General features: G+C 72.1%; 10 protein-coding genes and 1 pseudogene. 2 read left to right on the forward strand and 9 right to left on the reverse strand.

The window, feature by feature from the left end; translation table 11 throughout:
- Nucleotides 1–76: 76 nt before the first annotated feature.
- Nucleotides 77–1,969, reverse strand: coding sequence for an AMP-dependent synthetase/ligase (locus tag ACWDYJ_RS33405; protein ID WP_451569360.1), 1,893 nt, complete (start codon nucleotides 1,967–1,969; stop codon nucleotides 77–79).
- Nucleotides 1,970–2,134: 165 nt separating this feature from the next.
- Nucleotides 2,135–4,000, reverse strand: a complete 1,866-nt coding sequence (gene lepA / locus ACWDYJ_RS33410) for a translation elongation factor 4 (protein ID WP_451569361.1) — start codon at nucleotides 3,998–4,000, stop codon at nucleotides 2,135–2,137.
- 257 nt (nucleotides 4,001–4,257) lie between these two features.
- Between lepA and rpsT the strand changes: the two genes are divergently transcribed.
- Nucleotides 4,258–4,524 (forward strand): 30S ribosomal protein S20, encoded by a 267-nt coding sequence (gene rpsT, locus ACWDYJ_RS33415; protein ID WP_451569362.1) that lies wholly within the window; start codon nucleotides 4,258–4,260, stop codon nucleotides 4,522–4,524.
- Between the two features lie 608 nt (nucleotides 4,525–5,132).
- On the opposite strand, the gene holA is transcribed toward rpsT, so the two are convergent.
- On the reverse strand, nucleotides 5,133–6,125 hold the full coding sequence (gene holA, locus ACWDYJ_RS33420) for a DNA polymerase III subunit delta (protein ID WP_451569363.1): 993 nt from the start codon (nucleotides 6,123–6,125) through the stop codon (nucleotides 5,133–5,135).
- A 76-nt stretch (nucleotides 6,126–6,201) separates the two neighbouring features.
- Here holA and ACWDYJ_RS33425 point away from each other — a divergent pair, with 76 nt between their 5' ends.
- On the forward strand, nucleotides 6,202–6,444 hold the full coding sequence (locus ACWDYJ_RS33425; RefSeq protein WP_451569364.1) for a hypothetical protein: 243 nt from the start codon (nucleotides 6,202–6,204) through the stop codon (nucleotides 6,442–6,444).
- Here the strand turns inward: ACWDYJ_RS33425 and ACWDYJ_RS33430 are convergent.
- The 6 genes and pseudogenes from ACWDYJ_RS33430 to leuS all read right to left on the reverse strand — a co-directional run bounded on the left by ACWDYJ_RS33430 (nucleotide 6,441) and on the right by leuS (nucleotide 15,719).
- Complete coding sequence (locus ACWDYJ_RS33430) at nucleotides 6,441–7,322, reverse strand: YceI family protein (protein ID WP_451569365.1); 882 nt, start codon at nucleotides 7,320–7,322, stop codon at nucleotides 6,441–6,443. The two genes, ACWDYJ_RS33425 and ACWDYJ_RS33430, sit on opposite strands and share 4 nt — an antisense overlap.
- A gap of 124 nt (nucleotides 7,323–7,446) precedes the next feature.
- Nucleotides 7,447–9,846, reverse strand: a pseudogene (locus ACWDYJ_RS33435) (ComEC/Rec2 family competence protein); the annotation flags it as partial.
- A complete protein-coding gene (locus ACWDYJ_RS33440; protein ID WP_451569366.1) occupies nucleotides 9,843–10,475 on the reverse strand; it encodes a helix-hairpin-helix domain-containing protein in 633 nt (210 codons plus the stop codon). The gene ACWDYJ_RS33440 and the pseudogene ACWDYJ_RS33435, both read right to left, overlap by 4 nt.
- 500 nt (nucleotides 10,476–10,975) lie before the next feature.
- Entirely contained in the window at nucleotides 10,976–11,821 is an 846-nt protein-coding gene (locus tag ACWDYJ_RS33445; RefSeq protein WP_451569367.1) for a DegV family protein, read from the reverse strand.
- A 62-nt stretch (nucleotides 11,822–11,883) separates the two neighbouring features.
- The gene (locus ACWDYJ_RS33450; RefSeq protein WP_451569368.1) at nucleotides 11,884–12,696 is read right to left on the reverse strand and encodes a hypothetical protein; all 813 of its coding nucleotides are present in this window, start codon (nucleotides 12,694–12,696) and stop codon (nucleotides 11,884–11,886) included.
- Nucleotides 12,697–12,830: 134 nt separating this feature from the next.
- Nucleotides 12,831–15,719: a leucine--tRNA ligase gene (gene leuS, locus ACWDYJ_RS33455; RefSeq protein WP_451569369.1), complete on the reverse strand. Its 2,889-nt coding sequence runs from the start codon at nucleotides 15,717–15,719 to the stop codon at nucleotides 12,831–12,833.
- Nucleotides 15,720–16,065: the final 346 nt, after the last annotated feature.

The following is a 16,065-nucleotide window of genomic DNA, read 5'->3' on the forward strand; positions in this document are numbered from 1 at the left end:
CTTGCGATCTCAGCGCCCCGGGCCGGGGTTCGCGGGGCGGTGCGGCCGCACCGCCCCGGTCAGCCCGCCGCAGGCGTCAGGCTTCGCGCGAGCCCTCGTACATCTCCTCGATCAGGTACTTGAACTCCCGCTCGACCACCGGCCGCTTCAGCTTCAGGCTCGGCGTGAGGTCCCCGTGCTCCACGTCCAGGTCGCGCGGCAGCAGCCGGAACTTCTTCACCGTCTGCCACCTCTGCAGGCCGTCGTTCAGGGTCTGCACGTACGTCTCGATCAGCCGCGTCGTCTCCGGCGCCGCCACGACCTCCGCGTACGTCTTGCCCTCCAGCCCGTTCTCGGCGGCCCAGCCGAGGATCGCCGGCCCGTCGAGGGCGATGAGCGCGGTGCAGAAGTTCCGGTCGGCGCCGTGCACCACGATGCTCGACACGTACGGGCAGATCGCCTTGAACTGGCCCTCGATCTCCGCGGGGGCGACGTACTTGCCGCCGGAGGTCTTGATCAGGTCCTTCTTGCGGTCGGTGATGCGCAGGTAGCCGTCCGGCGAGAGTTCGCCGATGTCGCCGGTGTGCAGCCAGCCGTCCGGCTCCAGCACCTCGGCGGTCTTCTCCGGCAGCCCGTGGTAGCCCTCCATGATGCCGGGGCCGCGCAGCAGGATCTCGCCGTCGTCGGCGATGCGCACCTCGGTGCCGGGCAGCGGCTTGCCGACGGTCCCGGTGCGGTAGGTCTCGCCGGGGTTGACGAAGGAGGCCGCGCTGGACTCGGTGAGTCCGTAGCCCTCCAGGATGTGGATGCCGGCGCCGGCGAAGAAGTAGCCGATCTCGGGAGCGAGCGCGGCGGAGCCGGAGACGCAGGCGCGCAGGTTGCCGCCGAAGGCCTCGCGGAGCTTGGAGTAGACGAGCGCGTCGGCGATCTTGTGCTTGGTGGCGAGGCCGAAGGGGACGTTGGCGTTGCCGGTGCGCCGGAAGTTGTCCTGGCTGACCTTGGCGTACTCGCGGGCGACGCCGGCCGCCCACTGGAAGATCTTGTACTTGGCCCCGCCGGCGGCCCGCGCCTTGGCGACCACGCCGTTGTAGACCTTCTCGAAGATGCGCGGCACGGCCGCCATGTAGGTCGGCTGGACGATCGGCAGGTTCTCGATGATCTTGTCGATCCGGCCGTCGACGGCGGTGACGTGCCCGACCTCGATCTGCCCCGAGGTCAGCACCTTGCCGAAGACGTGGGCCAGCGGCAGCCACAGGTACTGGACGTCGTCCGCGTTGATGAGGCCGGTGGCCACCGTCGCCTTGGCCATGTACGACCAGTTGTCGTGCGGCAGCCGTACGCCCTTGGGGCGGCCGGTGGTGCCGGAGGTGTAGATCAGGGTCGCGAGCTGGTCGGCGGTGATGGCCGCGATCCGCTCCTTGACCGCCTCCGGGTGCTTGGCGAGGTACTCCGCGCCGCGCGCCTCCAGGTCGGCGAGGGAGAGCACCCAGCCGTCCGGGTCCCCTTCGGCGGCGACCGCGTCCGCGGTCTCGACGACCACGACGTGGGCCAGCTCGGGCAGGTCGGCGCGGTGGGCGCGGGCCTTGGCGAGCTGCTTGCCGTCCTCGGCGATCAGCACGCGGCTGCCGGAGTCGGCCAGGATGTACGCCGCCTCCTCCGCGTTGGTGCTCGGGTAGATGGTGGTGGTCGCGGCGCCGGCGCACATCACGCCGAGGTCGGCGAGGATCCACTCGACCCGGGTGTTGGAGGCGAGGGCGACGCGGTCCTCGCGCTGGAGGCCGAGAACGATCAGCCCGGCGGCGATGGCGAAAACCCGCTCCGCCGCCTGTCCCCAGCTCAGCGATTTCCAGTCGTCCGGGCCCCCCTCGGGGCCGGCCGCGGGAACGGGGAAGCGGTAGGCCTCCCCGTTCGGTGTCGCGGCGACGCGGTCAAGGAAGAGGGCCGCCACGGTGGGCGGACGGTTCTCGATCAAGGTCTGTGTGTCGCTCACGGACGTCCTCCGGGACCACGCGGCAGGGCTTGTAACTGGCGAGTAACCATCGAGCGTGATCAGACTAGGGGCCGTCCGCCTGGTGCGTAAGAGCCCGCAGGCGGCCGATTCATAACGAAAGAGGCCCCCGCGCGTCCGCGCGGGGGCCTGTTTCGTATGCCGTGCCTACTTCTTCTTGCCGCCGGACTCGTCGCTGGACAGCACCGCGATGAAGGCCTCTTGCGGGACCTCCACGGAGCCGACCATCTTCATCCGCTTCTTGCCTTCCTTCTGCTTCTCCAGCAGCTTCCGCTTACGGGAGATGTCACCGCCGTAGCACTTGGCGAGGACGTCCTTGCGGATGGCGCGGATGGTCTCGCGGGCGATGACGCGCGAGCCGACGGCCGCCTGGATCGGGATCTCGAAGGCCTGGCGCGGGATGAGCTCGCGCAGCTTGGCGACGAGGCGCACACCGTAGGCGTAGGCGGCGTCCTTGTGCGTGACGGCGGAGAAGGCGTCGACCTTGTCGCCGTGCAGCAGGATGTCGACCTTGACCAGTCCGGAGGCCTGCTCGCCGGTGGGCTCGTAGTCGAGGGAGGCGTAACCGCGCGTCTTGGACTTCAGCTGGTCGAAGAAGTCGAAGACGATCTCCGCGAGCGGGAGCGTGTAGCGGATCTCGACCCGGTCCTCGGAGAGGTAGTCCATGCCGAGCAGAGTGCCGCGGCGCTGCTGGCAGAGCTCCATGATCGCGCCGATGAACTCGGAAGGCGCGAGCAGGGTGGCCCGTACGACCGGCTCGAACACGTCCCGGATCTTGCCCTCGGGGAACTCGCTCGGGTTGGTGACGGTGACTTCCTTGGCGTCCTCCAGGACGACCCGGTAGACCACGTTGGGCGCGGTGGCGATCAGGTCGAGGCCGAACTCGCGCTCCAGGCGCTCGCGGACCACGTCCAGGTGGAGCAGACCGAGGAAGCCGACGCGGAAGCCGAAGCCCAGCGCCGCCGAGGTCTCGGGCTCGTAGACGAGCGCGGCGTCGTTGAGCTGGAGCTTGTCCAGGGCCTCGCGCAGGTCCGGGTAGTCCGAGCCGTCGAGCGGGTACAGGCCCGAGAAGACCATCGGACGCGGGTCCTTGTAGCCGCCGAGGGCCTCGGTCGCGCCGTTGTGCAGGCTGGTGATGGTGTCACCCACCTTGGACTGACGGACGTCCTTCACGCCGGTGATGATGTAGCCCACCTCGCCGACGCCGATGCCGTCGGCCGGGGTCATCTCCGGGGAGGAGACGCCGATCTCCAGCAGCTCGTGGGTGGCGCCCGTGGACATCATCCGGATGCGCTCGCGCTTGTTGAGCTGGCCGTCGACCACACGGACGTACGTGACGACGCCGCGGTACGAGTCGTAGACCGAGTCGAAGATCATCGCGCGGGCCGGGGCGTCCTTGGGGCCGACCGGGGCCGGGACCGTGGCGACGATCTTGTCGAGCAGCGCGCCCACGCCGAGACCGGTCTTCGCCGAGACGCGCAGGACGTCCTCCGGCTGGCAGCCGACCAGGTTCGCGAGCTCCTCGGCGAACTTCTCCGGCTGGGCGGCCGGCAGGTCGATCTTGTTCAGGACCGGGACGATCGCGAGGTCCTTCTCCATCGCCAGGTACAGGTTGGCGAGGGTCTGCGCCTCGATGCCCTGGGCGGCGTCCACGAGCAGGACCGTGCCCTCGCACGCGGCGAGGGAGCGGGAGACCTCGTAGGTGAAGTCGACGTGACCGGGGGTGTCGATCATGTTGAGGATGTGCGTGGTGCCCTCGCCCGGGCCCTCCGTGGGCGCCCAGGGCAGACGGACCGCCTGCGATTTGATCGTGATGCCGCGCTCACGCTCGATGTCCATGCGGTCGAGGTACTGGGCGCGCATCTGCCGCGAGTCGACGACGCCGGTGAGCTGGAGCATCCGGTCGGCGAGGGTCGACTTGCCGTGGTCGATGTGCGCGATGATGCAGAAGTTGCGGATCAGCGCCGGGTCGGTACGGCTCGGCTCGGGCACGTGGCTGGGGGTCGCGGGCACGCAGTGTCCTGATTCTCGGGTCGCAGTCGGAAGCGTTTGGCGGAGCGTCTGTCTGAGCGACAGTCCGGCTCCGGTCGCTCTCGGCGGCGCGCTGTCGGATCTGTACGCAGACTCCCATGGTCCCATGGACGGGGCAGTGCGCTCGGTTTGGGCCGCCCGTAGCGTGCCTGCTAGCCTGGGCAGCTGTGTCTCGTATGCCCTCTCAGCTGTCGAGGCACAATCCGAAGATCAAACTCTGAACCTGCAAAGGCTCTTTCGTGGCGAACATCAAGTCCCAGATCAAGCGGAACAAGACGAACGAGAAGGCGCGCCTGCGTAACAAGGCCGTCAAGTCCTCGCTCAAGACCGCGATCCGCAAGGCCCGCGAGGCCGTCGTCGCCGGTGACGTCGAGAAGGCCACCGTGGCTTCTCGCGACGCCGCGCGTGCGCTCGACAAGGCTGTCTCGAAGGGTGTCATCCACAAGAACGCCGCCGCCAACAAGAAGTCGGCGCTGGCCACCAAGGTTGCCACCCTCCAGGGCTGAGCTTCTGATGTGAATCGCCGGTAAGGACTCAGCGGGCCCTCTCTTCCGCTCCGGACCGGCACACCGCGCCGCACGCGGCCTGCGTTCGCCACGCGGGTGCGGCGCAACCAAGCAGTGACGAAGGTCCCGGCCACCTCCCCAGGTGCCCGGGGCCTTCGCACGTCCCCGCCCTGTCTCCGCTGCCCGCATGCCTGCCGACGGGCCCCTGCCCGGACCCGCCGTACCCGCCCCGGAGCCTGCCGAAGGCACCGGCCCGAACCTCATGGGCCCTCGCAGAACCTGCCGAGGGGCGCCCGCCGGAACCTGCCCGGCCAGGGGCCGGAGCCCGAGGCCCGACGGAAACCTACGCAAGGGTCCCGAGACGGCTGCGAGGGTGCCCGCCGGGCCGGCCGGACAGTGCCTCGATGCCTTCGCGGTCTGGATTACGCGGGCCCCGGCCAGGGCCCAGGATGCTGACCGGCGTCACAGACCCCCGGTGCCCACGGCGAACGCCTCACGAACCTCCGTGGATCAGTCCGCGGTCTCTGGTGCGCTGCTTCGCAAGGCGGATAAGCCCAGGTCGTACTTCCACCCGCAGCGCGGGCCCACGAAGCTCGCCCGGGCAGGGACTATCGGCGCTGGGGGCGGGCCGCGCGGGCCACTGCCACGACCGCCTTCTCCAGGGCGTACTCGGGGTCGTCGCCGCCGCCCTTGACCCCCGCGTCGGCCGCGGCCACCGCGCGCAGCGCGTCCGAGACGGCGTCCGCCGACCAGCCCCGCATCTGCTGCCGGACCCGGTCGATCTTCCACGGCGGCATGCCGAGGTCGCGCGCGAGGTCGCCCGGGCGGGCCCCGCGCGGGGCGGAGGCCAGCTTGCCGATCGCCCGGACCGCCTGGGCCAGGGCGCTGGTGATGAGGACCGGCGCCACCCCGGTGGACAGGGACCACCGCAGGGCTTCGAGCGCCTCGGCCGCCCGGCCCTCGACCGCCCGGTCGGCGACCGTGAAGCTGGAGGCTTCGGCGCGGCCGGTGTAGTAGCGGCCGACCACGGCCTCGTCGATGGTGCCCTCGACGTCCGCGCACAGCTGCGCCGCCGCACTGGCCAGTTCCCGCAGGTCGCTGCCGATCGCGTCGACCAGGTTCTGGCACGCCTCGGGGGTCGCGGACCGGCCCAGCGTCCGGAACTCGCCGCGGACGAACGACAGCCGGTCCGCCGCCTTCGTCATCTTCGGGCAGGCGACCTCCCGGGCGCCCGCCTTGCGTGCCGCGTCCAGCAGCCCCTTGCCCTTGACGCCGCCCGCGTGCAGGAGGACGAGGGCGATCTCCTCGTACGGCGCACCGATGTACGCCTTGACCTCCTTGACCGTGTCCGCCGACAAGTCCTGCGCGTTGCGCACGATCAGGACCTTGCGCTCGGAGAACAGCGAGGGACTGGTCAGTTCCGCCAGCGTGCCGGGCTGGAGCTGATCGGAGGTGAGGTCCCGCACGTCCGTGTCGGTGTCTGCCGCGCGGGCGGCCGTCACCACATCGCGCACGACGCGGTCGAGCAGCAGGTCCTCCTGCCCCACCGCGAGGGTGAGCGGGGCGAGCGGATCGTCGGTGGAGTTCTTCCTGGTGGTCATCGCCTCCAGCATCCCACGCCGCACTGACAGTCCCCCGCGCGCGGGGGACTGTCACCCGATACTTGAGAATGGCCGGGTGAACGTGCGACATGTACTGGTCCTGCCCGACCGCGACGCCGCCGAGGAGGTGGCCCGGGAGGCCGTCGACGTCTTCGGCCTCCCGGAGGAACCCCAGCTCTTCCGCGACGCCCTCGCCGGCGAGGACGACGCCGAGGACGCCCAGTGGCTGGTGGTCCTCGAAGACCCGCAGGAACGGCTCGACACCGGCGCGCTGGACGACCTCGCCGCCTCCTACGAGGGCTGGCTGGAAGCGCCCTAGGCCTTGTGGACGATCTGTACGTCCAGCGCCACTTCCACGCTCGAACCGATCGCCGCGATGCCGTGCGCCAGCATCGACTGCCAGTTCAGCGTGAAGTCCTCGCGGTTCAGTTCGGCCGTCGCTCGGCACGCGGCCCGCGGTTCGCCCTCCAGGCCCGTGCCGTGGCCCAGGTACTGGGTGTCCAGGGTGACGGAACGGCTGACGCCGTGGAGGGTCAGCGCGCCCGCGACCGCCCAGCGGCTGCCGCCGCGGTGGATGAACCGCTCGCTGTAGAACTCCACCGTCGGGTGCCGGGCCGCGTCGAGGAAGTCGGCGGACCTCAGGTGGTCGTCGCGCATCCGCAGCCCGGTGTCGATGCTCGTCGCGTCGATGATGACGTGCATGGAGGAGTCCTCCATGCGCTCCGCTATCCGTACCGCGCCGGCGAACGTGTTGAACCGGCCGTGGATCCGGGCGAAACCGATGTGCCGGGCCGTGAAGCCGATCGACGAGTGCGTCGGGTCGAGTTCCCAGTGACCGGGCTGCGGCAGCAGCGGCGGCTCCACCGCGTCCAGGATGATCTCCGCGGCGCCGGGCTGTGCCGGATCCCCCACGAGCGTCGCCCCGTGGAACGGCGCGTACCCCTCGGCGGTGACGGTGAGCCGGTACTCCCCCTCCGGCATGGTCGCGGTGAAACTTCCGTACGGATCGGTCTCGCCACTGACGACCCGCCTGCCGATCGGGTCGGTCACCTCGAACTTCGCCTGGCGGACAGGCTGGTGAACCGTATCGAGCACCCGACAACTCAACAGCCGCGCCGTAGGCGGCAGTGTCAGCGTCGCAGATGTCTGCGAGCCGGCACTCCCCGCCGTTTCCATACCCCGTCGGCGACCGAACATGGCTGATGCACCCCCGTGCTGTGTGGACCTGGACCGTTCTGGCGAAGACGCATTCGATCATGCTGTCGGGTCGGGGGCAAACAGAAGGGTCGCGCCCGGTATGCCCGCCCCGGTTCCGCCGCCGTCCGGCTGGAAATGCCCGCATCCGCGAGCCGCCGCCGGAGACGGCCACGGACCCGTCGGTGTCGGTGCGCAGGACGGCCGTACCCCCTGCCCGCAGCCGCGCGAGCGTACGGGGTGCGGGGTGCCCGTAGCGGTTCCCCGCGCCGACGGGGACGATCGCGAGCCGGGGCCGGACCCGGTCCTGCAGTCCGGGGTCCTGGTGCGCCGAGCCGTGGTGGGCGACCTTGAGCACATCCACCGGCCCCAGCTGGGGATGCGCCCGCAGAAGGGCCTGCTGGGACGGTGGTTCGAGATCCCCCAGGAGCAGGAGCGTCAGGCCGGAGGTGCGTACCAGGAGGGCGACGCTCGCGTCGTTGGCCCCCTCCGGTGGCGGGCCGTCCGCCGACGGCCACAGCACCTGCCATTCCAGCCGCCCGGCCCGGCGCCGCTCCCCCGATACGGCCGCTACGAGCGGCACCCCGGCCGCCGCCGCGGTCCGCCGGACGAACGCGGCCTGGCCGGGCGGTTCTTCGACGGTGGTGGTCTGAATCACACCCACGCCCCGGCCCCGCAGCACTCCGGACAGCCCTCCCACATGGTCGGCGTGAAAGTGGGTCAGCAGGAGCAACGGGACGTGGTGGACGCCCAGGGTGCGCAGGCAGGCGTCCACCGGGCCGGGCTCCGGTCCGGCGTCCACCACGACCGCCGTGCCGGGGCTCACGGCGAGCACGGCGGCGTCCCCCTGGCCCACCGCGCACTGGACGTAACTCCAGTCGGGCGGTGGCCAGCCGGTGAGCGTACGGGTCAGCTGCGGCGGCCGCAGCACGGCGATCAGCAGCAGAACGGCCACAGCGGCGCAGACCCCGCGACTACGCCCGAACCGTGCCCCGAGTCCTACGAGAGCCACCGTGGCGGCGACCAGGAGCAGACCTCCCCGGAGCCCGCCCGGCCAGGGCAGCTCCGCCCCCGGCAGCCGCGCTCCGGCCCGCGCCACCGCGGCGATCCACCCGGCCGGCACCCCCGCGCACCAGGCGAGCAGCTCCGCCAGGGGCATGTACAGCGGCGCCACCGCGAGCGCCGCGAAACCCAGCACCGTGGCCGGAGCCGCCGCGAGCTCCGCCAGGAGGTTGCACGGCACGGCGACCAGGCTCACCCGGGCGGAGAGCACGGCAACCACCGGCGCGCACACCGCTTGCGCCGCGGCGCAGGCCCCCAGCGCGTCGGCGAGGCGCGGCCACATGCCCCGCCGCTGGAGGGCTTCGCTCCACCGGGGCCCGAGGGTGAGGAGCGCCCCGGTGGCCAGCACCGAGAGCAGGAACCCGTAACTGCGGGCCAGCCATGGGTCGTAGAGCACCAGGAGCAGGACGGCGGCGGCCAGGGCGGGGATCAGCGACCTGCGCCGCCCGGTGGCGAGGGCCAGCAGGGTGACGGCCCCGCAGGCGGCGGCCCGCAGCACGCTCGGCTCGGGCCGGCACACCACTACGAAGGCCAGCGTCAGTGCCGCCCCGCACAAGGCCGTGGTGCGCAGCGACAACCCGAGGCGGGGTGCCAGCCCGCGCCGCTCCACGTGCTGCGCGCGGGCCGGTGGCCCGATGAGCAGGTACAGCACCACGGTCAGGTTCGAGCCCGACACGGCCAGGAGGTGCAGCAGATCGGTGGCTCTGAACGCCTCGTGCAGGTCCTGCGGCACCCGGGAGGTGTCCCCGACCACCAGGCCCGGCAACAGGGCCCTGGCATCCGGCCGCAGCCCGTCGGTGGCCTCCCGCAGCCCGGCGCGCAGGCTTCCGGCGAGACGCTGCGCGGTGTCCGGGCCGCCCGTCACCCGGGGCGGAGTGTCACCCGCCGGGCGGAGCAGTGCCACGGCCCGCTCACCGCCCCGGGCCGGAGCCAGCCGGGCCACGACCTCGACCCGCGTCGAGGGCTGGAGCCGAAGCCATCCCGGATGCCCGGCCAGCACGCGTACCGGGGTCCCGACGCGGGTCCGCGCCCCGTCGGGGCCGGTCACCGCGGTCACCACCGCGTCCAGGACCACCACGGGCGGCCCGCTCCCCGTCCGGGCGGCCCGGGGGTCGGAGCCGATGGTGAGCTCCGCGAGGACCCGGGCGTGCTTCCCGGCGAGCCCGGCCACCGGACCGGCCCGCGCCTCGGCCCGCTGGAGTCCGGCAACCCCGGCTCCGGCGGCCGCGCACAGCAGGGCGGCGGCCACGGCCGTGCCGATCTGCCACAGCGCCCGTGGCCTGCGGCAGCCCACGACCAGCAGCGCCCCCGCCACGACCACCGCGAGACCGACCCCGGCCGCGGTCCAGCCGCCCGGCACCGTGACGGCGAGGGCCGACGCGGCCCAGGCTGCCGCCGCCGACAGCGCGAGCCGCAGATCCAGCGGGCCCGGACCCTCCGGCGGGCGCACCTCGGAGCCGCTCACGGCCGCACCAGCGGGCGCAGGTCGGCGAACCGGCGCTCGCCGATGCCGTTGACCTGCCGGAGCTCCTCCACGGCCCGGAAGCCGCCCCGGGCGGTCCGGAAGTCGACGATGTGCTGGGCGAGCACCGGGCCGACCCCGGGCAGCCCGTCCAGTTGCTCGACGGTCGCGCTGGCGAGGCTCAGCGGGCCGGGGCTCGGGCCGCCGCCGGGCGGGGGCGGCTGCGCCGTGGCCCCCACCAGCACCTGTTCGCCGTCCACCAGGATCCGGGCCCGGTTGAGCCCGGTGACGTCCGTGCCCGGCCGTACTCCCCCGGCGGCGGCCAGCGCGTCCTCCACCCGCGAGCCGCTGGGCAGCCTGCGTACGCCGGGATCGCGGACCTTGCCGCTGACGTCCACCACGATGCGGGCCCCAGCGGAGGCCGGGGCGGCTCCCGCCAGAGGAACCGGGACAGCTGCCGGCGCCGAGGCGGGCCTGATCACCGCGGGCGCCGTGACCGGCTGCGGCCGCCCCGACCAGTACTGCCACCCGGCCAACCCGACCGCCGCGACCAGCACCACCGCGACGGCGCCCACCGCCCGCGGCTCCAGTGCGCACCGCGCCTGGAGCCACACCGGAAGCCGCTCCCGCACGGCCATCCGCCGCGCGGCCCCGCCCCCCAGCGCACCCGCCTGCCCGGCCGGGGACCCCAACGGCGGCGCAGCCCCAGCCCCGGGATCAGCCCCGGGATCAGCAGGGCCACCGGAAGGCTCCACCCACGGCGCCCTGTCCGGCGGCGGGTCGGCCACCCGCCAGGCCCCGGGCTCCCCCACCACCCCCGGCGGCCCGTCGGGCTCACGCGCCGACGGCGGCGCGCTGCCGGACAACAGCGCCTCGGCGCGACGGCGCACCCGGGCGGGGTCCGGCTGAGAACGGCGGCGGTCGCGCAGGCGTCCGTCGGAGCGGCGGGGGCGTCCGGGACCACTGGTGGCGCCGGAGGTTTCGGAGAGTCGTGAAGTACGCGATCGAAGAGTCGGAGTCATGCCACGACGCTAGGGGTGATTCCCGACCACCGTTCGGAACCCTCAATTCCGGTGGATATCCCGACCGTTGTGGATAACCCGGTCACTCGTTCCGGTGTACGGCGGGCACCTCAGCGGGGCGACACGACCGCCGCCAGCAGCCCCGGCCCGGTGTGCGCGCCGATCACCGCGCCCACCTCGCTGACGTGCAGCTCGACCAGGCCCGGGATGCGCTCACGCAGCCGCTGGGCGAGCTTCTCGGCCCGCTCCGGGGCCGCCAGGTGATGAACGGCCACATCCACCCTGCGCGAGCCGGCCCGCTCCACGGCCAGTTCCTCCAGGCGGGCGATGGCCTTGGAGGCCGTACGCACCTTCTCCAGCATCTCGATCCGTCCGCCGTCCAGCGTCAGCAGCGGCTTCACCGCCAGCGCCGAGCCGAACAGCGCCTGCGCGGCCCCGATCCGGCCACCGCGGCGGAGGTAGTCGAGGGTGTCCACGTAGAAGTACGCCGACATCTCGGCAGCCCGCTTCTCGGCGGCGGCCACGGCCTCGTCGACGGAGCCCCCGGCCTCGGCCACCTCGGCGGCGGCCAGCGCGCAGAACCCCAGGGCCATCGCGACCATGCCGGTGTCGACGACCCGGACCGGGACGGGGGCGGTCTTGGACGCGACCACGGCGGCGTCGTAGGTGCCGGAGAACTCGGCCGAGAGGTGCAGGCTGACGATGCCGGACGCACCCGCGTCCGCGGCCGCCCGGTAGGCCCTGACGAACTGTTCCGGGCCCGGACGGGAGGTGGTGACCGAACGGCGCTTCTGGAGGGCCACGGCGAGGCTGCGGGCCGAGATCTCGGTGCCCTCCTCGAGCGCCTCGTCCCCCAGGACCACGGTCAGGGGGACGGAGGTGATCCCGTGCCGCGCCATCGCCGGTTGGGGCAGGTAGGCCGTGGAATCCGTGACGATCGCGACATGGCGGGACATGAGCCGGAGGTTACCGGCAGAGGGGCCGATCCGGCAGCCCAGCCCCTCCGGTCACCGCCACCTCAGGTCGTGGTCTCCGGCCTCGGAGCCTTCTCCCAGGGATACCGGACCGCCGGCGCGGAGGGATTCAGCGCCGCCGGCTGCGGCTGCTGCGGCTGCGGCTGCGGCTGCGGCTGCCGGGACGGCTGGCCCGCCTGCCCGGACGCCGGGGCGGCCGTCGCCGAGGAAGCCTGAGCCGAAGACGCCGTCGCCGAGGAAGCCTGCGGCGCGGTCGCCTGCGCCGCGTCCCAGGCAGCCGCGGCCGCCGCCAGCTCGTCCACCGATTCCCGGGACCAGTCCCGCAGCGCACCCGACTCGACCTCGATCTGCGCCGACAGGGCTTCCAGATCGTCGTTCGCGAACCGTCGCGCACGGTCACGCGCGGCCCACCGCAGCGAGTCCGCGGCCTGCGTGATCCTGGCCGTGCGCTCCCGCAGGTCCGGAAGGCTCTCCGCTGTCCGCTTGCGGTCCGGCTCCTGCTCCAGCCGCTTCAGTTCGTCGTCCAACTCGTACCCGTGCGCGCTCAGCCGCTCGAAGAGCCCGATCGACTCCTTCAGCGAACTGTCCGCCCGCACCCCCTGGTAGAGCGCCTGCTGCGTGACCCGCATCGACGTCCTCAGGTCCAGCCGCAGCTGCGCCAGCGCACCCGTGACCCCGACCTGGCCGAAGCTCTTCGCCTTCAAGGTGGTGTCCTCGACGGTGCGCCGCGCCTGCGTGATCGTCCGGTCCACGCCGCGCTTCGCCGCGCCGACCACCTTCACCGTGGCCCAGGCGCCCAGCCCCAGAAAGGCGAACAGCACCAACAGGGCAAAGATGATCAAAGCGCCCGCCTCCATGAGGTTCCCTTCCTCCGCCCGGTTCCGTCCCCTCCACCGTAAACGCCACGGGCAGGTCGGGGGTTCCCGTCGAACCCCCAACCTGCCCGTACGGGACATCCCCTACCCGGGGCTTCCCAGCCGTCCCGGACGGCTCAGATGACGATGTTCACCAGCTTCGGCGCGCGCACGATCACCTTGCGGATCTCCGCACCGCCCAGCGCCGCGACCACACCCGCGTCGGCGACCGCCAGCCGCTCCAGGTCCGCCTCCGAGATGGCCGGCGACACCTCCAGCCGCGCCTTGACCTTGCCCTTGACCTGCACCACGCACGTGACCGTCTCGTCCACGACGTACGCCGGGTCCGCGACCGGGAAGGCCTGGTGGACGACCGAGTCGCTGTGCCCCAGCCGGTGCCACAGCTCCTCCGCGATGTGCGGCGCCAGCGGAGCCACCAGCAGCACCAGCCGCTCGGCGACCGAGCGCTCCAGCGGGCGGCCCGCCTTCGTCAGGGTGTTGTTCAGCTCGGTGATCTTGGCGATGGCGGTGTTGAACCGCAGCGCCGCCATGTCCGATCCTGCCCCGTCGATCGCCTTGTGCAGGGCGCGCAGCGTGGCCTCGGCGGGCTCGGAGTCGACGACCGTCACCGCGCCCGTCTCCTCGTCCACGATGTTGCGCCACAGGCGCTGCAGCAGCCGGTACTGGCCGACCACGGCGCGGGTGTCCCACGGCCGCGAGACGTCCAGCGGGCCCATCGCCATCTCGTACAGGCGCAGCGTGTCCGCGCCGTACTCCTCGCAGATCTCGTCGGGAGTGACGGCGTTCTTCAGGGACTTGCCCATCTTGCCGTGCTCGCGCTTGACCGGCTCGCCCTGGTAGAAGTACGCGCCGTCGCGCTCCTCGACCTCGGCCGCCGGCACGTACACACCGCGCGCGTCGGTGTACGCGTACGCCTGGATCATGCCCTGGTTGAACAGCTTGTGGAACGGCTCCGCCGACGAGATGTGGCCCAGGTCGAACAGCACCTTCGACCAGAAGCGCGCGTACAGCAGGTGCAGCACCGCGTGCTCCGCGCCGCCCACGTACAGGTCGACACCGCCGAGCGGCTTGCCTTCGCGCGGGCCCATCCAGTACCGCTCGATCTCCGGGTCGACCAGCGCCTCGGAGTTGTGCGGGTCCAGGTAGCGCAGCTCGTACCAGCAGGAACCGGCCCAGTTCGGCATGGTGTTGGTCTCGCGGCGGTAGCGCTTGACGCCCGCCCCGTCGCCCAGGTCCAGCTCCACGTCGACCCACGCCTCGTTGCGCGACAGCGGGGTCTCCGGCTTGGACAGGGCGTCGTCCGGCTCGAAGGTGCGCGGCGAGTAGTCCTCGACCTCCGGCAGCTCCAGCGGCAGCATCGAGGCGGGCAGCGGGTGCGCGACCCCGTCCTCGTCGTAGACGATCGGGAACGGCTCGCCCCAGTAGCGCTGACGGCTGAACAGCCAGTCGCGCAGCCGGAAGTTGACCGTACCCTCGCCGATGCCCCGGGCCTCCAGCCACGCCGTGATGGCGGCCTTGGCCTCGGCGACGTCCAGACCGTCCAGGGAGATGCCCTCCCCGATCGAGTTGACCAGGACGGCGTCGTACGCGTCGAAGGACTCGTCCCACGCGGCCGGGTCGGTGCCGCGGCCGTCGGTGGGCGCCACCACGCACCGCATCGGCAGCTCGAAGGCCCGCGCGAACTCGAAGTCGCGGCTGTCGTGCGCCGGAACGGCCATGATCGCGCCGGTGCCGTAGCCCATCAGCACGTAGTCGGCGATGAAGACCGGGACCTGCTCGCCGCTGACCGGGTTGGTCGCGTACGCGCCGGTGAAGACACCGGTCTTGTCCTTCGCCTCGGCCTGCCGCTCGACGTCCGACTTCGAGGCGGCCTGCTTGCGGTACTCGTCGACGGCCTCGGCGGGGGTGGCGTAACCGCCGGTCCACACGGAGTGGGTGCCTTCGGGCCAGGCCGCCGGGACGATCGAGGCGACCAGCTCGTGCTCGGGCGCCAGCACCATGTACGTCGCCCCGAACAGCGTGTCGGGGCGGGTGGTGAAGACGGTGATGGCGCCGGCGTCGCCGACCGCGAAGTCGACGCGCGCGCCCTCGCTGCGCCCGATCCAGTTGCGCTGCTGGAGCTTGATGGCCTCGGGCCAGTCCAGCGCGTCCAGGTCGTCGATCAGCCGGTCGGCGTACGCGGTGATGCGCATGTTCCACTGGCTCAGCCTGGACTTGAAGACCGGGAAGTTGCCGCGCTCGGACCGGCCGTCCGCGGTGACCTCCTCGTTGGCCAGTACGGTGCCCAGCCCCGGGCACCAGTTCACGGGCGCGTCGGAGGCGTACGCCAGCCGGTGGCCGTTCAGTACGTCGGCCCGGTCGCCCGCGGTCAGCTCGCTCCACGCGCGGCCCCCGGGGACCTCACGGGAGCCGTCCTCGAAGGCGGCGACCAGCTCGGAGATCGGCCGGGCCCTGCCCGCGTCCGCGTCGTAGAAGGAGTTGTAGATCTGCAGGAAGATCCACTGGGTCCACTTGTAGTAGTCCGGGTCGATCGTCGCGAACGACCGGCGCTTGTCGTGGCCCAGGCCCAGCCGGCGCAGCTGGACCTTCATGTTCTCGATGTTGGCCTCGGTCGACACGCGCGGGTGCGTGCCGGTCTGGACGGCGTACTGCTCGGCCGGCAGGCCGAAGGCGTCGAAGCCCAGGGTGTGCAGGACGTTGTGGCCGGACATCCGCTGGTGGCGGGCGTAGACGTCGGTGGCGATGTACCCGAGCGGGTGGCCGACGTGCAGGCCCGCACCGGACGGGTACGGGAACATGTCCATGATGAACTTCTCGGGCCGCGCGACGACCGCCGCCGCCTGCGAGGACTCAGCCCCCGCCAGGTCACCGGTCGGGTTCGGGGCCTCGTACGTACCCTCCGCGTCCCATACGTCCTGCCAGCGTGCCTCGATGTCGGCGGCCATGGCAGCCGTGTAACGGTGCCCCTCGGCCGCCTCGGGGGCCGGGGTGTTCGTCTCGCTCATGATTTCTGAAGCTCCATCGATCGTCTCTGCCGTCTCTGCCTGCCCAAACGAAAAAACCCCTCGCACAGGAGGGGACGCCGCGCCGATGCCGACCGTCTCAAGGGGTCGGCACTGATCAGCGCGGCTCGGTAAGCAGAAGGCGTACGGCACGCATGGCGTCAGGGTACCGCAGGGGCCTGCGCGGCCGCACAGACCGTCCACAGAACGTGGCCGACAGGGCGGGAACGGGGAAAGAGGGGAAGGGGAACAACGAGAAGCGGGCCACCCGATTCGGGTGGCCCGCTTCTTCACTGTGGAGCTAAGGAGAATTGAACTCCTGACCTCCTGCATGCCATGCAGGCGCTCT

The organism is Streptomyces sp. NPDC003042, from assembly GCF_053591315.1.

Coding starts and splice junctions, on each gene's coding strand:
- holA (WP_451569363.1), bottom strand. CDS start 6,125: ATGACCACCAGGAAGAACTCCACCGACGATCCGCTCGCCCCGCTCACC.
- ACWDYJ_RS33430 (WP_451569365.1), bottom strand. CDS start 7,322: ATGTTCGGTCGCCGACGGGGTATGGAAACGGCGGGGAGTGCCGGCTCG.
- ACWDYJ_RS33445 (WP_451569367.1), bottom strand. CDS start 11,821: ATGTCCCGCCATGTCGCGATCGTCACGGATTCCACGGCCTACCTGCCC.
- ACWDYJ_RS33450 (WP_451569368.1), bottom strand. CDS start 12,696: ATGGAGGCGGGCGCTTTGATCATCTTTGCCCTGTTGGTGCTGTTCGCC.
- leuS (WP_451569369.1), bottom strand. CDS start 15,719: ATGAGCGAGACGAACACCCCGGCCCCCGAGGCGGCCGAGGGGCACCGT.